The following is a 16187-nucleotide window of genomic DNA, read 5'->3' on the forward strand; positions in this document are numbered from 1 at the left end:
AGAGCATCACTCGGGCTAAGGGAACGCCTAGCCCATATGGACGCACATAGGGAGGATAACGGAATGGGCAAGGACAAAGTGAGAATTGGCATCATTGGTGCTGGACGGATCGGCAAAATTCATGCAGACAATCTCCTGCGCAACCCGCATGCCGAGATTGTGGGAATCAGTGACTTGTTTGCAGGTCCTGAATTGGAGGCTTGGGCCTCCGACCGTGGCATCCCTGTGGTAACAACGGATAGCAGCCAGTTGATCTCGATGCCTAATGTAGACGCGGTGCTGATCTGTTCTTCAACTGATACACATGTGCCGCTGATCGAACAGGCCGCTCAGGCGGGCAAACATATCTTCTGCGAGAAGCCGGTCAGCATGGATCTGGCACAGACCCAAGCGGCGGTAGCAGCAGTTCAGAAGGCTGGTGTGAAGCTGCAAATTGGTTTTAACCGTCGATTCGATCACAACTTCAGACGGATACGTGCACATGTGCAAGATGGTACGATTGGTGATCCGCATATTATCAAAATTACGTCTCGCGACCCGAGTCCACCGCCTGCGGAGTATATTCGGGTGTCTGGCGGGATCTTCATGGACATGATGATCCACGATTTTGACATGGCCCGTTATCTGTCCGGGAGTGAAGTGGAAGAAGTATACGCCCAGGGCAACGTGCTGATTAATCCGGTCTTTGCAGAACATGGTGATGTGGATACAGCGATTGTAACGATGACGTTTGTCAACGGTGCGATTGGTGTTATTGATAACAGCCGTCAGGCAGTATACGGATACGATCAGCGTGTTGAAGTATTTGGTTCGATGGGCAGCGCCGCAGCGGCGAATGATCATCCAAATACGGCTGAGATCAGTACAGCGACTGGGCTCATGCGCGACAAACCATTGCACTTTTTCCTGGAACGCTACAATGAAGCGTATGTGCAGGAGACGGCTTTGTTTATCGATGCGATCATTCATGATACACCAGTTATCGTAGATGGCCACGATGCAGTACAGGCAGAACGAATTGCACTGGCAGCAAAACTGTCCATGGAGCGGGGAAGACCTGTGAAGCTGAGTGAAGTCCCTGGGGTGTCACTGGAATCGCAAACGGCAACGCCTTAGGTGGATGATTAAAGTCACTTTTTTCTAATAGAGCGCATGAATGGTCCAGGTTTTTGTTTTTTATAAGTATCAGGTTGTTGTGGACGACTACAGAAAGGAGTGGATGGCAAGATGTCAGAACGTATTGTGAAACCCGTGGTCAACCCGGAGGGGGACGGTACACTTATCAACGTAACACCGGAGTCGGCCGGGTGGGAATATGTTGGATTTCAGGTAGCGAAGTTGGCAGAAGGGGAGACGTTAACCCGTGAGAGCGGTGATCAGGAACTCTGTGTGGTGCTTCTCAGTGGTTTCGCCAATGTAAGTACCCGGGAGCACACATGGGATAATATCGGAAAAAGAATGAGTGTTTTCGAGAAAATTCCGCCGTATTCGGTCTACGTCTCAACTTCCGATCAAGTACAGATCACAGCACGTACCGAACTGGAAATCGCTATATGTGTTGCACCCGGTAAAGGCACGTACCCGGCTCGTCTCATTGCACCCGAAGATGTAGGGGTAGAGACGCGAGGATATGGTAATCTGGAACGCCAGATTCACAACATTTTACCGGAACAAAAGGAAGCGGACAGTCTGCTCGTTGTTGAGGTATTCACACCAGATGGGCATTGGTCCAGTTACCCGCCACATAAGCATGATCGGGACGCACTTCCGGATGAATCTTTGCTGGAAGAAACGTATTATTTCCGTGTGCAGCCTGAGCAGGGATTTGCCATTCAGCGCATATACACGGATGATCGCTCTGTGGATGAGACGCTTGCAGTGAAAAACGGTGAAGTGGTGCTTGTTCCGGACGGATATCATCCGGTAGGTGCTCCTCCGGGGTATGAGGTCTATTATTTGAACGTGATGGCCGGCCCTACTCGGACCTGGAAATTCCATAACGACCCTGACCATGAGTGGTTGATGAAAAAGTAAAACAATTCATGCTACGCACAATGTGCTCAATTCAAGTTGCGTATGCAGACTTCCCCCTGCATAATGAGAAGAGAACAATTATCTATGTATATTATATATAGCACAAATGGGGAAAAAACAATGAAAGCAACCATATACGATATAGCACGCGAGGCGGGTGTATCCATTGCAACCGTCTCGCAGGTCATTAATGGAAAAGGTAAGATCAGTGAGAAGCGGCGCGCCGAGATTATGGAGATCATGGAACGCCTTCACTATCAGCCCAGCGCGATCGCAGCTGCACTTACAGGCAAGCAGACGTATACATTGGGGCTGCTCGTACCGGACATCTCAAACCCGTATTTTGCAGAACTGGCGAGAGCGGTCGAGGATCGAAGCCGTCAATTGGGCTACAGCGTGGTCATCTGCAGTACGGATAATAAGGACGAGCGGGTAGAGCGTTACCTGAATCTGCTTCAGCAAAAAAGGGTCGATGGCATGATGATCGGAACCGGGATCGATAATGCCGAAATTTTGTCACCCCTCTTGCAACAGTCAATACCTGTTGCTCTGATTGCCCGTCATATGCCATCGCTGTCGGTACATACGGTCACCATTGACGACATACTCGGCGGAGCACTCGCAGCGGGGCATCTGCTTGAACTTGGGCACACCCGTGTAGCGGTATTGTCGGAACCGTCCAAAGTCAGCAGCAGTCAGGAACGTGTACGTGGATTCCGTGAAACACTGATTAAGGCAGGTCATACGCTGGAACCGACTCAGATCCGAGAATCGGCAGCAGACCTGAGCTCGGCCAAAAAAGAGGCGCTACTGCTGCTCGGTGAGAACGATCACCCGACAGGTTTGTTCTGTTGTAATGACATTCAGGCCATTGGTGCTCTTCAGGCAGCCAAAGAGCTGGGGCTACGCGTGCCAGAGGATGTGTCGATTATCGGGTTTGATAATACCATTCTGGCTTCGGTAACCAGTCCACCACTTACAACCGTGGCCCAACCAATTGAAGAACTGGGACATCGCGCTGTAGATCTGTTGATTGAAGAGTTAAAGGATGAGCGTAAAGAACCGCAGAAGATTGTCCTGAAGCCCGAGCTGGTTATCCGAGAATCTGCAGGCCATATATTGCTCTAAAAAATAAGGTTTCGGAAGTAACCTGACCAGTTGTGAGTCCAAGCCCACGTGTGTCATATTCATTGCTCGGGATAAGGGTTATCGTCTTACCTTGTTCTGAATAGGTAATAAAACAATATAACAAAGTTAACAAACAAGCCGCGTTCACCCTATGGGAGAACGCGGCTTGTTCATTTAGATCTTTAATTTTTAGTGTAGCTCATAACGTCATCTTCATTGAGGGACACCAGAGATGAGAAATGACATTGGAACAGAAGGAATGAGATGTTATACTGGAATGTATCAATAATTACCAATTTATATGTTTTATGTAGATATAGAAGGGGGATTGGGATGATTAAACGAGTCAAGATGATTATGGGTATCGCTATGATTATTGTTTTTTTAGCTATTGCAGTGCGTATGTATACCTCTGGTCAATATACTATGTATATCCCCAGCAAACATACCACGTTTCGGGCTGAGGTCACAGATCATATGACGATGCTGGATAAATTGGATCGACTGACGATTAAAAAGGTTTCAAATCATGAACCGTATAATGAAGATGATGAAGTGACGATTAAAGACTCCAAAGAGATTAGAGACATGCTGAAGCTATTAAAGGATGTTGATCTTAAAAGAGTACGGGAATTCGACGTTTCTGAAAGGAATCCGCATTACTATGAGTGGCAACTTACCATAAATAAAGAGGGTCGCTTTACTGAAGATTTCGGAATCACGTTTTATAATGAACAATCTATCTCCATCTACAGCGGTGCGAAAACGAGAGACCAACTTGAGGACTACGAAATTACCAATGAGTTTAATCTGAGTGAGATGGACCGCCTTTTTGAAAAGTTGAAGGAGGAGCAAACATGACCAAGACCAACTATTATATACGTGCGATCGAGGAAGACGATATCCCCTTTCTGTGGGAAATGTTATACGCATCCCTGCATAGGAGAGAAGGTGATGAACCTTTTCCAATCGAAAGTGTACATACTCCTGAGCTGTCCAAATATGTTGAAGGCTGGGGAAGAGAAGGGGACTTCGGGTATGTTGCAGTTGACCAGCAAGGTAAGAGATTAGGTTCAATAACATTAAGATTCTATACGGATCAGAATGCGGGATACGGTTATGTGAATGCAGCTACGCCAGAGATGGGGATGGCTGTAACGGAAGATGCACGTGGAAAAGGAGTAGGTACCTTACTGCTTCAGACCGCATTAGATGAGGTCGAACGGCGGGGAATTGAAGCAGTCTCGCTCAGTGTTGACCCGGATAACCAAGCGATTCGCTTATATAAGCGGTTAGGATTTGTGGAGGAGTGCCTAAATGGTACATCTGTAACGATGGTGCGTGTAAGTAAACTTGAATCTTAAATGATGAGCGGTCGTATCACTGGCAAAACTAAGTAAGCCACGTAGAACTGCAAAAGAAAAAGGCGCTTCCTCACGGGAACGCCTTTTTCTTTGTGCAAGGTACAGCATCAGTAGCTCTCTTATACTGAGTCCGTATCACTTCAATATTATTTCAACAAAAATGCCAAAGCCTCGTCATACGTTTCCCATTGGAATTCAGTCTGGTGCGCCGACTCTTTGGAGATCCGATTCAATTGCATTTTGGCGATCGCACCACCTACGGCTACACTGGCTCGCTTCATACCCCACTGTGTCAGTAGTTTCTGGTGTTCCACAATTTTTTCTTTGGTGTCCTGAGGGAAAGCCTTCATGTTCCGCATATCTACTAGCACATCAAACGAACTTCCCAATTGTTCAGCTATTCTCTGAATTTCTGTATTTGCTTGTTCGACATGTTCAGGAGAAACAATACCTTCCCAGATAATTTCAATAATAGGTTTAGTTGAATCCAAACGTCTAACAGACATGTAGGCAACTCCTCGATAATAAGATAATATGTAATATATGAGACTATAAGCCTATTAATTATACCTTTTTATAGCGAGAATGAAAACTGAATTCACAATTTAGTGGTTCTTATGGACTACTTATTCCTAAGGAAGTTAAATTCAGGGATTGTTATCATATCTTCATTGGAAGGAAGGTTAAATAGCTAAAAGCCGCCCAGAGTATGAACTCCAGACGGCTTCTACAACTGTGACACGATAAAGTTAAGATAACTACGTAAGTTAGAAGCCAATCTTCAAACTGTTACCTTCCGTTGCTACACCTTTGGAAAGGGAAATGCTCAGCTTTTGCTCTGCCGAGAAACCAAGTGTTTCCCCGTCATGCAGTGTGACGTCGTTCTCAACCACATACGTTGTGGTCATGAACATCATCTCAAATACATCGCTTAAGGACTCCGACGATTGCATAATCTCCATCTCTTCTTTACCAAAGTTACGTAGTCCGTAAGTATAAGCTGAAGCGCCTTCGGCATTTTGGTATAATCCGATAAAAATCCAGAGCGAGACGGGCAACTCATCATGTTTGATCCCACGGCTGATTTCGACATACTGACTGGCTTCAACGACAAGCGGGGCCATGTATATTGCCAGCGCGTGATCCAACTGTAATAAGGCACTCGCTGTTTGAGTGAACAGAACATGTCCCTCAATAGCATTTGTTGCGTTCAGAACAGAGACAATAATCTGAGACTGGTGCCGTGAGGTAACTTGCTCCGCTTCTCGCCAAAGGATGTTGAGTTTGGCATTCTCCTCAACTTCACGGTCAGGCACAGGCGCAGCAATGTGAGCACATACCACCTGCATCCCATTCACTTCGAAAAAGAGATTGCCCTCCTCCGGGCGTTCTTCAATCTCGATATCCCATTCGTTCTTCATGTTCCTGATGAAGAGGTCAAAATCACAATCGTCACGCTCCAGCAGGACAAAACCCACGATGGTTTCACTGTAATTCGTCGATTCGACAGCACCACCTGCAGGTACCTTCTCCTTTTTGCGCCGCCGAAGCTTGTCAAACAATCCCATGACATGTTCTCCTTCCAATTCCAGAACGATTCTGGTCATTGTACACTGCTATCTATTCACTACCTTACCATAAAGGAGTTAACATGAATCGAAGCAATGCACCATTCGACAGAAATTACAGGAACAGAACTAGCAACAATGCAATAATCGCAGGCAATCCTTGTTTGATAATGATCGACCGTGAGGAAGTTGCTCCCCCATAAAGAGCCGCGATAATCACACACGCCAGGAAGAAAATCTGAATATGCTGTCCAACGGCAGCATCCGGATATACGAGTCCCCAGATCAGACCTGCCGCAAGAAATCCATTGTAAAGGCCTTGATTGGCCGCAAGGGATTTGGTGGATTTGGCGAATTCCGGCGTGAGATTAAAGGTTTTCATTGTGCGTGGACGAGTCCACATAAACATCTCCATCACCATGATATAGAAGTGTTCGACAGCTACAAGAGCTACAAAAATGATACTAATCAAAGGAAACACCTTGCTTTCTGATATGTAATTTATTTACTTGTCCATTCTAGTATAAATGTTTGCAACGAGAACGGAAAGAGTGAAATTAATTTGTAACAATTTAATTGTGTGTTATATAAAATATTTATCGTTTTCCAAGTGAGTTATAATGTTGAAATAAAAAAATCGTACAAAGGTAAGCATACGCCGATTGTCGACAATCCATTCATTGGGTAATAATGAACAATAGAGAAGTGATAATGCTCAGGAAAGGGAGGAGATTACTATGGGAACAGTTCAATTCGTCTTGTTGGCTGATGATCCATCCACATTTGTGACCCGAGTTGTACCTTTTGTCGACATTGAGCTCGCAGGAATTCCGGGTGACCGTCATTATGGTCTGCTACGTCCAGCGGACTCGCGTCAGAAAATCTACAAGCGCGGTACACCGATTGCGAATCGCCGCCAGATCAGTATTGTGTCTGAGGAAGAATGTGCTCTTATTGCTGAGAAAATGAACATTCCTGAAGTGCGTCCAGAGTGGCTTGGTGCCAATATACTGGTCCGTGGCATTGATCGATTGACGGAACTGCCTGCCGGAACACGGCTTCTATTTCCGAACGGGACAGGGTTAATATGTGAAGGGGAGAACCTTCCCTGTGTACATCCGGGGAAAATGATTGAACAATTCTACGAACAGGATGGTTTGCGCAAAAAATTCGTGCCTGCCGCTCGCAAAAAACGTGGGATTGTGTGCTCGGTCGAACGGGAAGGTGTCATTCATACGGGGGATACCATAGAAGTCATTCGCCTGTCCTGATTTTCAGGACAGGTTTCTTAATTGATCAGCCCTCGGCGCTCACCATTCGGATGTCTAGAGTGTAAGTACTCCTCTGGTGTACTGCCAATAATAGACTTGAAATCTCGGATGAAATGGGATTGATCATGATATCCAAGGTCCTGAGATAGCTTAATCAGGTCACATTGAAGACCGCGGTCCATCATTTCTGCAGCATTTTGCAGACGAAACAACTTAATTACCGTTTTGGGTCCGATGCCCACATACTGATTAAACAGGCGCTGAAGCTTTCGGGTATGCATATTCCAATAGGAAGATAGATCATCTACTCTTAGCATCTCCCGGTTCTGTTCAATCTGCTGCACAATATCGTTAACCATTCTCGCTTGAGCATCTTCAGCAGGAAGGTGTGCACATAATAGCTGGTCGATGTAACTGGTTTTATCCGCATCATCCCCCGCCCCAAGAAGTCGGTCTTCCAGGGAGTCCGCTGTGACGTCAAGAATATTGGATACATTCATCGGCTGTCCGTACAATGAAGAGACAGGAACCCGCAGGAAGGGATAAAAACCTCCTGGTTTGAACTTCACGCCAAATACACGACCTTTCCCGCTCACAAGATAGGAGAATTTACGTCCCGATGGTCCGAAGAAAAACGTATTGTTTCGTTCCACGACCAGATTGACACAGGGGTTAGGCACGACATGTTGGGGATACGGTTCAAGTCCAGTCAGATCCCACGATACGATCCAGTAATGTTTAACAAAAGGGCGAAGTGCTTCGGATGGAGCATGGCGTGTCAGTTGATATTTATGATCACCTTTATTAAGATCCAGCAGGCCCATACTTGGTCTGTCTCCTTGTTCTACCTGTTTCATTCGAGTCATCCCTCCTGCTCATCTCACATTATTTAGGTTCTCTGAACAACAATGCCCGCACAGCAAAACGGGGTAAAATGAGTTGCCTGCGCCATCTCGAAGGTTGACTGAAGAGGCGATAGAGCCATTCCAGATTAAGCTTCTGCCATATCGCAGGGGCACGTTTGGTTTTGCCTGCCACGATATCGAGACTGCCTCCAACACCTATGGCTACACGAGCGTTCAACTGGTGGCGATACTTGTTAATCCAGTGTTCCGCATGGGGTGCGCCAAGAGCCACGATAAGAAAGTCTGGTTGAGCAGTACAAATCTCTTCCACAATCTGTTGTTCCTCATCTACCTGGAAATAACCATGGTGTCTGCCTTTTACAACAACTCCCGGATAACGTTGCGCAATAACTTTCACGGCCTGTTCACTTACGCTTTCCTCTGCTCCCAGCATGTAGAATGACCAGTGTTTTTGATCGCCTTCCTCTAATAAACGAAACAGCAGATCACAACCCGTTACCCGTTCAGTTAATTGTCCGCCCCGAAAACGGGATACCATCACAATGCCGGCACCGTCAGCCGTGACCAACCCGGCTTGATCGACGACTTTGCGAAGAGAGGCATTCTTTTGACAGGACATAACAATCTCGGGGTTACCTGTGATGACATGGAATAGTTCATTGCTTTCCTGACCTACGACTTCACCAAGGATTGCAACAGTTTGATTCATCGTTACATTGGGAAAAGGGATGCCCATAATATTCGTTGATTGGCTCATATCTCAATTCCTTTCAAATTTCGTCCTATCACCTTGAACAGTCCTGTTATTTCATTCCAGTTTAGTATATCTGATCTTCTAGGAAAGCACTATATGGGCGCAACCCGTTTGGATCATGGTATAACATTCCCGAAAATATAAAGAGCTTATATTTTACCTGATGTCGCGTTTTTACAATACGGCCTTTGGGGTATAACGATAGGATAGGAGTGCGAGGTTGGCAGATCGCTTATCCAATACATAAAGGGAGTGAGTCCATGGAACTGAAATATGAATTCTATATCAACGCAGGACTGGAAGAGGTGTGGAATGCTTTAATATCACCAGACGGCACACGGAACAGCTTTTTCGGCAGCGAACTTCGTACCAATTTCCAACCAGGTCAGCCGTTTGCTTATGTAGGGCCGGGCAATGATGGTGCAGAGACTGTCCATGTGTATGGAGATATATTGGAATTTGAACCGTTGTCCAGACTTAGTTACCAGGAGCATCCCGGACCGTCATACCATGCCAATCATGCCGAGCTTCAATCCAGAGTGGTCTTCCAGTTGGAGACTGTGGGGGAGTGTACGAAGCTGACACTGATTAATGATCAATTTACAGATAACCATCCTTCCATTGCGAATGCACAGAGTAGTTGGTGGATGATTCTAAGCAGCATCAAAACTTGGGTGGAGACGGGGAAAACACTGAATTTTGGCTGGTAGCTGGTAAGAGGCAGTCATTTAAGATTTATTTTCATAAAAAATAAAGGCATTTAATATAAGAACCAGTGCTGATTCAGCGCTGGTTCTTGTTTTTATGCAAAATTAAAACCATTGCTCTACATTTAATGTCTGATAATGTCGAAATATATATCATATGAGCTAAGAGGAGAAATGAGCATGTTTCGTAAACGTACTGAATCGACCAAACACCTTCGTACAGATGCGCATCAGAATTTACTGGAGTATAGTCGTAAACTGGTAGCAAATACAGAAAAGGGCAACTATGACGCATGGATCGAAGATGGCATTGAGTTTCAGGATACCGATGAAATAGCTAGTAATATCAAAAAAGCAGTACATATGATGAAAGCACAAAACGAAGCCGTGGAAATGCGCCTTAGAATGCTGAATCAGGCAATGAATGTGGGATTATGGGAATCTGAAATTGTTGCTGGTGATCCACTGGATAACAATAATATCGTCACATTTTCGAATGAATTCCGCCAAATGTTAGGGTTCCATAATGCCAAGGATTATCCCGATTCATTTGCAAGCTGGGCCAAATCGATATATCCGGATGACAGACCCCAACTGGTGCAGGAGATTATGAAACATGTGAATGACACAAGAGCAACAACTGCCTATAACGTCATCAGCCGTATGATTACAAAAAGTGGAGAAATCCGCTGGTTCCGATGCCTTGGACAAGTCATCCGAAATCAGGCTGGCGTTCCGGTCAAACTTCTGGGCATCATGTTTGATATTCATGAGGAGAAGAGCAAGTCTGATGAGCTGGAAGCACTCGTTACCCGATATGATCTGGTTAACCGCGCCTTGGTGGAGGCACCGTGGGATATGACCGTTGTGGCTGGAGATGTAGTTAATCCGAACAATGAATTTTGGTGGTCACCCCAGTTCCGTAGAGAATTAGGGTTTAAAGACGAGCAGGATTTCCCGAATGTGTTCAGCAGCTGGAGCAGCCGACTTCATCCGGAAGACCATGATCGGACGATCAACGAATTTGCCAGACATATGAACGATTACAGTGGTCGTACACCGTACGATCTGGATTATCGTTTGCAGCGCAAAGATGGGGAGTACCGTTGGTATCACGCGGGTGGGGAGACCATTAGGGATCAGGATGGAGTACCGCTCCGTGTAGCTGGAACCATTCGGGATGTCACCCATGAGAAGAATAAGGAACAGATCGTGGAAGCCATGAATCTGAAAACAAAACAATTGTCGGAGTCCATTGGCGAGATGGTACGTGGAATCAACTCGATCACCGATCAGGCACAGGATCTGGTTACTGCTCAAGAGTTATCTGCCGATGCAGCTATTCAAGTGAAAAGCAGTGCAGATGATACGAAGAATATCACGGTGTTTATTCGAGAGATTGCCAGTCAGACCAATCTGCTGGGGTTGAATGCAGCAATTGAAGCTGCACGAGCGGGGGAGCTGGGACTGGGATTTGGCGTCGTTGCAGGTGAAGTGCGGAAACTGGCTGATCACAGTTCGGAGGCCACAGTAAATATCGAAGATAGCATGCAGAAGATGAAAACACTGATTGATCAGATTCTTGAACATATCGGTAATATGTCCACGTTAACGCAAAATCAGGCTGCCCTGACACAGCAGGTGAATGCTTCAATGGATGAGATCAACACCATGTCACAGGATCTGGTTGATTACTCGCGGAATCTATAATTTCGAAGCCGATTGTTGTAACATCACCATCATTGCCACACATCATCTAACAAAAAAAATACACCGGGATGCATTTCTGCTCTCGGTGTATTTTTGTATTTCTATATATAATTAAGATGTATAGCTTCAGTTTCAGCTATTGAATTAAACTTGTTGAACTTTGATCAGGTTTGTATTACCGGATTGACCGATTGGAACACCAGCGGACAATACAATGATGTCACCTTCTTCAATGTAACCTGTTTTGATTGCGTTACGCGTAGCAGATTCGAACATTTCATCCGTTGTCGTTACTTTGTCGCCCATAACCGGAATAACACCGGAGAGCAGGCAGATTTTCGCCAATACTTCTTCATGTTGTGTAACTGCGATGATTGGCGCTTTTGGACGATATTTGGAGATCATACGTGCTGTGAATCCACTCTCAGTCGAAGTGATGATTGCTTTTGCATTCAGTACGAGGGAAGAACTTACAGCGCCCTGACTGATAACTTCAGTAATATCAGCGATTTGTTGAGCCGATTTTTGTGCGAATTGCTCTTTGTAATCGATCATTGTTTCAGCACGGCGAGCAACAGCAGCCATCGTACGCACGGATTGTACCGGATATTTACCAGCAGCTGATTCACCGGACAACATCACAACGTCAGCACCTTGAAGTACAGCGTTTGCCACGTCACTAACTTCGGAACGAGTAGGGCGTGGGTTCACTTGCATGGACTCCAGCATGTGTGTAGCTACGATAACCGGTTTACCAGCGCGGTTACATTTATCGATCATTTCTTTTTGCATCATCGGCACGTCTTCGATGGGTACTTCAACCCCGAGATCTCCACGAGCTACCATGATACCGTCAGATGCTTCAATAATATCGTCCAGGTTAGTCATACCTTCCTGGTTTTCAATTTTGGAGATGATCTGTACGTGGTCTACACCGCGTTCTTTCAAAATGCTGCGGATTTCACGGATGTCATCGCCTTTACGAACAAAGGATGCTGCGATAATTTCGATATCGTTTTCGATCCCAAATCCGATGTGCATAACGTCACGCTCGGTTACACCTGGCAATGTCGTTTTGATTCCTGGCAAGTTAACCCCTTTGCGTGGTTTCAGAATGCCGCCACTGATGATTTTACAATGGATATCGGATCCTTCCACAGACAGTACAGTCAGATCCACAAGGCCATCATCGATGAGGATACGATCGCCAGGTTTCACAACGAGGTTCAGTTCTGGATAGTTTACCGAGATACGCTCAGCGTCACCAAGAATTTCTTCGGTAGTCAGGATCAGCTCTTTACCGGCTTGCAGATGGCAGGATGCTTCTTTCAGTTTACCGATACGTACTTCCGGCCCTTTGATGTCCATCATGATCGGTACATAGGTGTTCAGTTCGGAAGCTGCTTTACGGATATTGTTAATCCGTGTCACGTGATCTTCCAGTTCGCCATGAGCCATGTTCAGACGGGCAACGGTCATACCTTCCTGAATCATTACTTTTAACAATTCGATTGAGTCACAAGCAGGTCCCATGGTACAAATAATTTTTGTTTTTAACATGCTAATTTCCTCCTCATATTTAAGCTTATATGTGTATTGTAGCGTTTTCTGTCGAATCAGGGTATGAACTATAGTACAATGATTAGAGTATAGTCCGATAATGAGGTGTGTTATGGTCACTCCACTTGAAGTACGACATATTAATGGTGTCGGTTGGTACGAAGAAGCTGTACAATCTCAAGAAACTTGGCGGCTTAGCTTGGTTACTTATGGAAAATGTGTATATTGGGTGAACGGTGATAAACAGATCATGGAAAAGGGTGAATTGCTCCTCATTCCAGGTGGTGTCCCATATTACGGCAAAAGTATTCCTACAGTAACGCACACACAGATTGTAATTCAACTGCAACGCGACCATACGGAAACTTTGCCAGCATTGGAACGGTATGAGGCTTTGCGGCATAAACCTGGATGTTACGAACTGATCCATCAACGCATGAGCGCTATTTATCAACAATGGCAGGAGCGTCCGTCTTATTATGTCATGATGAGCCAAGCCTTATTGATGGAAGTGTTGATTTATATGAACAGGGAGCTTGATCGTGGAGTCATCCCGCCGGAGAGGCATAATCATGTTGAACGGATGAAGCGGTATATTGAGCGGCATTATCGGGAGAAAGTGACGAAGGAAGAACTCGGGGACGAGATCAATAAAACGCCCAATTATGCTGCTGCATTATTCAAAAGCATGACAAATCAGACCATCAGTCAATATGTCCATGATCAACGGATGAAACGAGCCATATATCTGCTCACTGAGTCGCAACTCTCCATCCAGGAAATTGCCGAATTTCTCGGCTATCGGGATCTGTCTTATTTTTACCGCATATTCAAACGTATAACCGGAAGTCCACCGTCTGACCTTCTTCATGAACGGCCACCTATAGTATGAAACGCGTAGTCCAACCCAAATAAAGTTCTTCTATATAAGTAGGTTTAATTAAATGAGTACAAAAAAAGAGGGCCTATGCCCTCTTTTGCTGTATAGCAGGATCATCATCCCACCTGTTACATATATAAATGTCGTTATACATGACTGCTTGGATTAGAAGCTGTAAGTGGCTGCTTGCTTTTTTTTCGTGCCTGCCCAAGACGAAGAGCAAAGACATGTACAGTCCAATACGCCGCCTCAGCAAACAAAATGCCTCCAGCGATGTCCAGCAAGGAATGCTGTTTTACAAACACCGTTGATGCAATAATCAACCATAGCCATACCGACCAAGAAATCCGTGCCAAAGGCCTAAAGTTCAAGTGTCTGTTAATCACAATAAACAGCAAATAGCTGGTCAGAACATGAACACTTGGGAAACAGTTGAAGGGCGCATCATTTGTATAGATAAACTGCACTAACACGCTGCTCAGATCAGTTCCGCCGACCTCCGGACGTGGGACATGGGTAGGGAACACCGCAAAACAGACATTGGCAGCCATGACACCAACATTATAGGTAATCAACGTACGCCAGAATAGCGACTTGTTCGTCAGACCCAAATAGAGAAATCCAAGATACAGAATGGGCATCCAGCTAATGTACGGATAAATAAATTCTTTGAGAAAAGGAATCTGTGTATCAATCCAAGCATAATTGTAGAAGACATCACTTCCGGTGTTACTGCCTAGAAATACGTAAATGGAGCCTTGGAGCGGTATGCACAGAATAGCCAGTAAATGCCCCCAGCGCTGAAAGAATGCTTTCATAGTATCCCCCTGATTTCATTATGCATTGTAAAACTATCGTTAATGGGTACTTCATAGATATATGACGTTGGAGAGTCGCCACACCCCTGCAGCATTGAACTCTTGTAATACTATAATGGACAGATCAAGGTATAAGCCATACCTGATTTTAGGGGAAAAGAAGTCAGGATAAGTCTCTTTTTTGTTACTTTTATAGTTTTATCCATAATAGGGATATTCAATATACGGATGATGTGATACAACTATATTGGCATATAAATTCATATGACAACGAAAAAAAGTAAATGAAACGAGGTAGGGAAATGTATGATTAATCCGCAATCCAAGCCAAAACATTCCTTTTCCGAGCGCAAACCTGTGCTCACCGTTGTGATTATTGAGCTACTTCTCTTGTTAGCCGTATTTGCTGCAGGAGCCATTGCGACGATAAAACAACTGGACTACACTTCCCCTGTACTCATTTCCTTTACACCCATCGCAATTGTTCTGATGATCTATCTGACGTTAAGGCGCAAGTGGGGAGAGACTGGCTTCCGATCTTTGCGAAGTATCCCGGCTGGCCACGCAAAGTATTATATTCCACTACTCCTTGTACTGGGTACACTTTCCCTGAAAGGATTTGGGGAGCTGAGCTTGTCTAGAGTAGCTTTTTTCATCTTTTTTACCTTGCTCGTAGCTTTTGTAGAGGAAACGATCTATCGTGGACTTATTTTCAAAACATTGCTTCAAAAAAGTGCAGTGGCCGCAGTTGTGACCTCCAGCATATTGTTTTCGATTACACATCTGCTGAACGCATTGTCTGGTCAGGATATGACGGATACGATCATGCAATTGATCTATGCGCTGCTCCTGGGAGCTGTACTGGCGCTATTGATGCTGAAGAACGGCAACATCGTACCGCTTATATTTTTTCATTTCATACATAATCTGATTCAATTTCTAGCGAATGATCTGGAGGACACAGGTACACTTCCTTACGATCTGTTCATACTGGTAGTACTGATTTCTTACTGTGCATGGTTAGTGTGGAGCAATCGAACAAATTTGTCCATTCCTCCCAAAGGGAGTAAGCAAGCAAATACGGTTGTTGATTAAGGGTATTGCGGGTATTGCTTAAAAGTAGTTATCATACAGTTTCCCGTCAGCAGTTGGATCATGGTATACTTCAGTCTGGCGGGAAGACAGATATGTTCATGATACGAGGTCTGCCTATCCGTACATTAGGTTTAGACAGTAGGTGATATAGTGGAGAAGACAGCACAAGGTGTAGCAGAATGGATGGTACAGGAGATTAAATTCACAGGAACACTTCATCAGGAAGCTGCCATAGAATATGTGAAGACCCATTTTGGCGAAGAGTTTGTTTTTGTGAACGAGAACGGCAATACATCATTGTCCAAAGAAGTGAAGAAAGCTTTCCGAAAGCTTCATCGTGGGCAGATCGCCTGGGATCGGGATGCATTTATGTGGGCATGGACATAGTGTGTTATACTGGAGTAAGATGATTCATTGGTTGTGTTGGATATG

General features: G+C 45.1%; 18 protein-coding genes. 11 read left to right on the forward strand and 7 right to left on the reverse strand.

The features are described 5' to 3' along the window. The first annotated feature begins 63 nt into the window (after positions 1-63). From iolG to V6669_RS01525, 5 genes are all read left to right on the forward strand, one after another. Positions 64-1116, forward strand: a complete 1053-nt coding sequence (iolG, locus tag V6669_RS01505) for an inositol 2-dehydrogenase (RefSeq protein ID WP_338590079.1) — start codon at positions 64-66, stop codon at positions 1114-1116. Between the two features lie 111 nt (positions 1117-1227). Beyond that, the gene (gene iolB / locus V6669_RS01510) at positions 1228-2034 is read left to right on the forward strand and encodes a 5-deoxy-glucuronate isomerase (RefSeq protein ID WP_338590081.1); all 807 of its coding nucleotides are present in this window, start codon (positions 1228-1230) and stop codon (positions 2032-2034) included. Between the two features lie 120 nt (positions 2035-2154). After that, positions 2155-3162, forward strand: a complete 1008-nt coding sequence (locus tag V6669_RS01515) for a LacI family DNA-binding transcriptional regulator (RefSeq protein WP_338590083.1) — start codon at positions 2155-2157, stop codon at positions 3160-3162. Between the two features lie 333 nt (positions 3163-3495). Continuing rightward, positions 3496-4023, forward strand: a complete 528-nt coding sequence (locus V6669_RS01520; protein ID WP_338590085.1) for a hypothetical protein — start codon at positions 3496-3498, stop codon at positions 4021-4023. Continuing rightward, on the forward strand, positions 4020-4526 hold the full coding sequence (locus V6669_RS01525) for a GNAT family N-acetyltransferase (RefSeq protein WP_338590087.1): 507 nt from the start codon (positions 4020-4022) through the stop codon (positions 4524-4526). Before V6669_RS01520 ends, V6669_RS01525 begins: the two co-directional genes overlap by 4 nt. A gap of 146 nt (positions 4527-4672) precedes the next feature. Here V6669_RS01525 and V6669_RS01530 read toward each other — a convergent pair whose 3' ends face one another. The 3 genes from V6669_RS01530 to V6669_RS01540 all read right to left on the reverse strand — a co-directional run bounded on the left by V6669_RS01530 (position 4673) and on the right by V6669_RS01540 (position 6566). Beyond that, complete coding sequence (locus V6669_RS01530; protein WP_338590089.1) at positions 4673-5032, reverse strand: hypothetical protein; 360 nt, start codon at positions 5030-5032, stop codon at positions 4673-4675. Positions 5033-5293: 261 nt separating this feature from the next. Further along, complete coding sequence (locus V6669_RS01535) at positions 5294-6094, reverse strand: DUF4261 domain-containing protein (RefSeq protein WP_338590092.1); 801 nt, start codon at positions 6092-6094, stop codon at positions 5294-5296. A 115-nt stretch (positions 6095-6209) separates the two neighbouring features. Then, entirely contained in the window at positions 6210-6566 is a 357-nt protein-coding gene (locus V6669_RS01540; RefSeq protein ID WP_036608019.1) for a DUF1304 domain-containing protein, read from the reverse strand. A gap of 265 nt (positions 6567-6831) precedes the next feature. On the opposite strand from V6669_RS01540, the gene V6669_RS01545 reads away from it, so the two are divergent. After that, positions 6832-7365: an MOSC domain-containing protein gene (locus V6669_RS01545; protein WP_338590097.1), complete on the forward strand. Its 534-nt coding sequence runs from the start codon at positions 6832-6834 to the stop codon at positions 7363-7365. 17 nt (positions 7366-7382) lie between these two features. On the opposite strand, the gene V6669_RS01550 is transcribed toward V6669_RS01545, so the two are convergent. Continuing rightward, positions 7383-8222 (reverse strand): helix-turn-helix domain-containing protein, encoded by an 840-nt coding sequence (locus V6669_RS01550; protein WP_338590098.1) that lies wholly within the window; start codon positions 8220-8222, stop codon positions 7383-7385. A 28-nt stretch (positions 8223-8250) separates the two neighbouring features. Next, entirely contained in the window at positions 8251-8988 is a 738-nt protein-coding gene (locus V6669_RS01555; protein WP_249913854.1) for a WecB/TagA/CpsF family glycosyltransferase, read from the reverse strand. Positions 8989-9245: 257 nt separating this feature from the next. On the opposite strand from V6669_RS01555, the gene V6669_RS01560 reads away from it, so the two are divergent. Together V6669_RS01560 and V6669_RS01565 are read left to right on the forward strand one after the other, a co-directional pair. Next, positions 9246-9695, forward strand: a complete 450-nt coding sequence (locus tag V6669_RS01560; RefSeq protein WP_017691129.1) for an SRPBCC family protein — start codon at positions 9246-9248, stop codon at positions 9693-9695. Between the two features lie 177 nt (positions 9696-9872). Continuing rightward, positions 9873-11402 carry a PAS domain-containing protein gene (locus V6669_RS01565; protein ID WP_338590105.1) on the forward strand — a complete coding sequence of 510 codons (1530 nt, stop codon included), beginning with the start codon at positions 9873-9875 and terminating at the stop codon, positions 11400-11402. 144 nt (positions 11403-11546) lie between these two features. Here V6669_RS01565 and pyk read toward each other — a convergent pair whose 3' ends face one another. Then, the gene (pyk, locus tag V6669_RS01570; protein ID WP_338590107.1) at positions 11547-12962 is read right to left on the reverse strand and encodes a pyruvate kinase; all 1416 of its coding nucleotides are present in this window, start codon (positions 12960-12962) and stop codon (positions 11547-11549) included. Positions 12963-13074: 112 nt separating this feature from the next. Here pyk and V6669_RS01575 point away from each other — a divergent pair, with 112 nt between their 5' ends. Beyond that, positions 13075-13854 carry an AraC family transcriptional regulator gene (locus V6669_RS01575; RefSeq protein ID WP_338590109.1) on the forward strand — a complete coding sequence of 260 codons (780 nt, stop codon included), beginning with the start codon at positions 13075-13077 and terminating at the stop codon, positions 13852-13854. Between the two features lie 134 nt (positions 13855-13988). Here V6669_RS01575 and V6669_RS01580 read toward each other — a convergent pair whose 3' ends face one another. Continuing rightward, positions 13989-14660, reverse strand: a complete 672-nt coding sequence (locus V6669_RS01580; RefSeq protein ID WP_338590111.1) for a phosphatase PAP2 family protein — start codon at positions 14658-14660, stop codon at positions 13989-13991. Positions 14661-14966: 306 nt separating this feature from the next. On the opposite strand from V6669_RS01580, the gene V6669_RS01585 reads away from it, so the two are divergent. Together V6669_RS01585 and V6669_RS01590 are read left to right on the forward strand one after the other, a co-directional pair. Then, positions 14967-15755, forward strand: a complete 789-nt coding sequence (locus V6669_RS01585) for a CPBP family intramembrane glutamic endopeptidase (RefSeq protein ID WP_338590113.1) — start codon at positions 14967-14969, stop codon at positions 15753-15755. 150 nt (positions 15756-15905) lie between these two features. Then, a complete protein-coding gene (locus tag V6669_RS01590) occupies positions 15906-16142 on the forward strand; it encodes a hypothetical protein (RefSeq protein ID WP_036607962.1) in 237 nt (78 codons plus the stop codon). Positions 16143-16187 lie beyond the last annotated feature (45 nt).

Origin of the sequence: Paenibacillus sp. Y5S-9 (assembly GCF_036894235.1) — a bacterium.
Classification (GTDB): Bacteria; Bacillota; Bacilli; order Paenibacillales; family Paenibacillaceae; genus Paenibacillus.

What these genes read in the sequence shown, in the direction of transcription:
- iolG (WP_338590079.1), top strand. Translation starts at nt 64, where the DNA reads ATGGGCAAGGACAAAGTGAGAATTGGCATCATTGGTGCTGGACGGATC.
- iolB (WP_338590081.1), top strand. Translation starts at nt 1,228, where the DNA reads ATGTCAGAACGTATTGTGAAACCCGTGGTCAACCCGGAGGGGGACGGT.
- V6669_RS01515 (WP_338590083.1), top strand. Translation starts at nt 2,155, where the DNA reads ATGAAAGCAACCATATACGATATAGCACGCGAGGCGGGTGTATCCATT.
- V6669_RS01520 (WP_338590085.1), top strand. Translation starts at nt 3,496, where the DNA reads ATGATTAAACGAGTCAAGATGATTATGGGTATCGCTATGATTATTGTT.
- V6669_RS01525 (WP_338590087.1), top strand. Translation starts at nt 4,020, where the DNA reads ATGACCAAGACCAACTATTATATACGTGCGATCGAGGAAGACGATATC.
- V6669_RS01530 (WP_338590089.1), bottom strand. Translation starts at nt 5,032, where the DNA reads ATGTCTGTTAGACGTTTGGATTCAACTAAACCTATTATTGAAATTATC.
- V6669_RS01535 (WP_338590092.1), bottom strand. Translation starts at nt 6,094, where the DNA reads ATGGGATTGTTTGACAAGCTTCGGCGGCGCAAAAAGGAGAAGGTACCT.
- V6669_RS01545 (WP_338590097.1), top strand. Translation starts at nt 6,832, where the DNA reads ATGGGAACAGTTCAATTCGTCTTGTTGGCTGATGATCCATCCACATTT.
- V6669_RS01550 (WP_338590098.1), bottom strand. Translation starts at nt 8,222, where the DNA reads ATGAAACAGGTAGAACAAGGAGACAGACCAAGTATGGGCCTGCTGGAT.
- V6669_RS01555 (WP_249913854.1), bottom strand. Translation starts at nt 8,988, where the DNA reads ATGAGCCAATCAACGAATATTATGGGCATCCCTTTTCCCAATGTAACG.
- V6669_RS01560 (WP_017691129.1), top strand. Translation starts at nt 9,246, where the DNA reads ATGGAACTGAAATATGAATTCTATATCAACGCAGGACTGGAAGAGGTG.
- V6669_RS01565 (WP_338590105.1), top strand. Translation starts at nt 9,873, where the DNA reads ATGTTTCGTAAACGTACTGAATCGACCAAACACCTTCGTACAGATGCG.
- pyk (WP_338590107.1), bottom strand. Translation starts at nt 12,962, where the DNA reads ATGTTAAAAACAAAAATTATTTGTACCATGGGACCTGCTTGTGACTCA.
- V6669_RS01575 (WP_338590109.1), top strand. Translation starts at nt 13,075, where the DNA reads ATGGTCACTCCACTTGAAGTACGACATATTAATGGTGTCGGTTGGTAC.
- V6669_RS01580 (WP_338590111.1), bottom strand. Translation starts at nt 14,660, where the DNA reads ATGAAAGCATTCTTTCAGCGCTGGGGGCATTTACTGGCTATTCTGTGC.
- V6669_RS01585 (WP_338590113.1), top strand. Translation starts at nt 14,967, where the DNA reads ATGATTAATCCGCAATCCAAGCCAAAACATTCCTTTTCCGAGCGCAAA.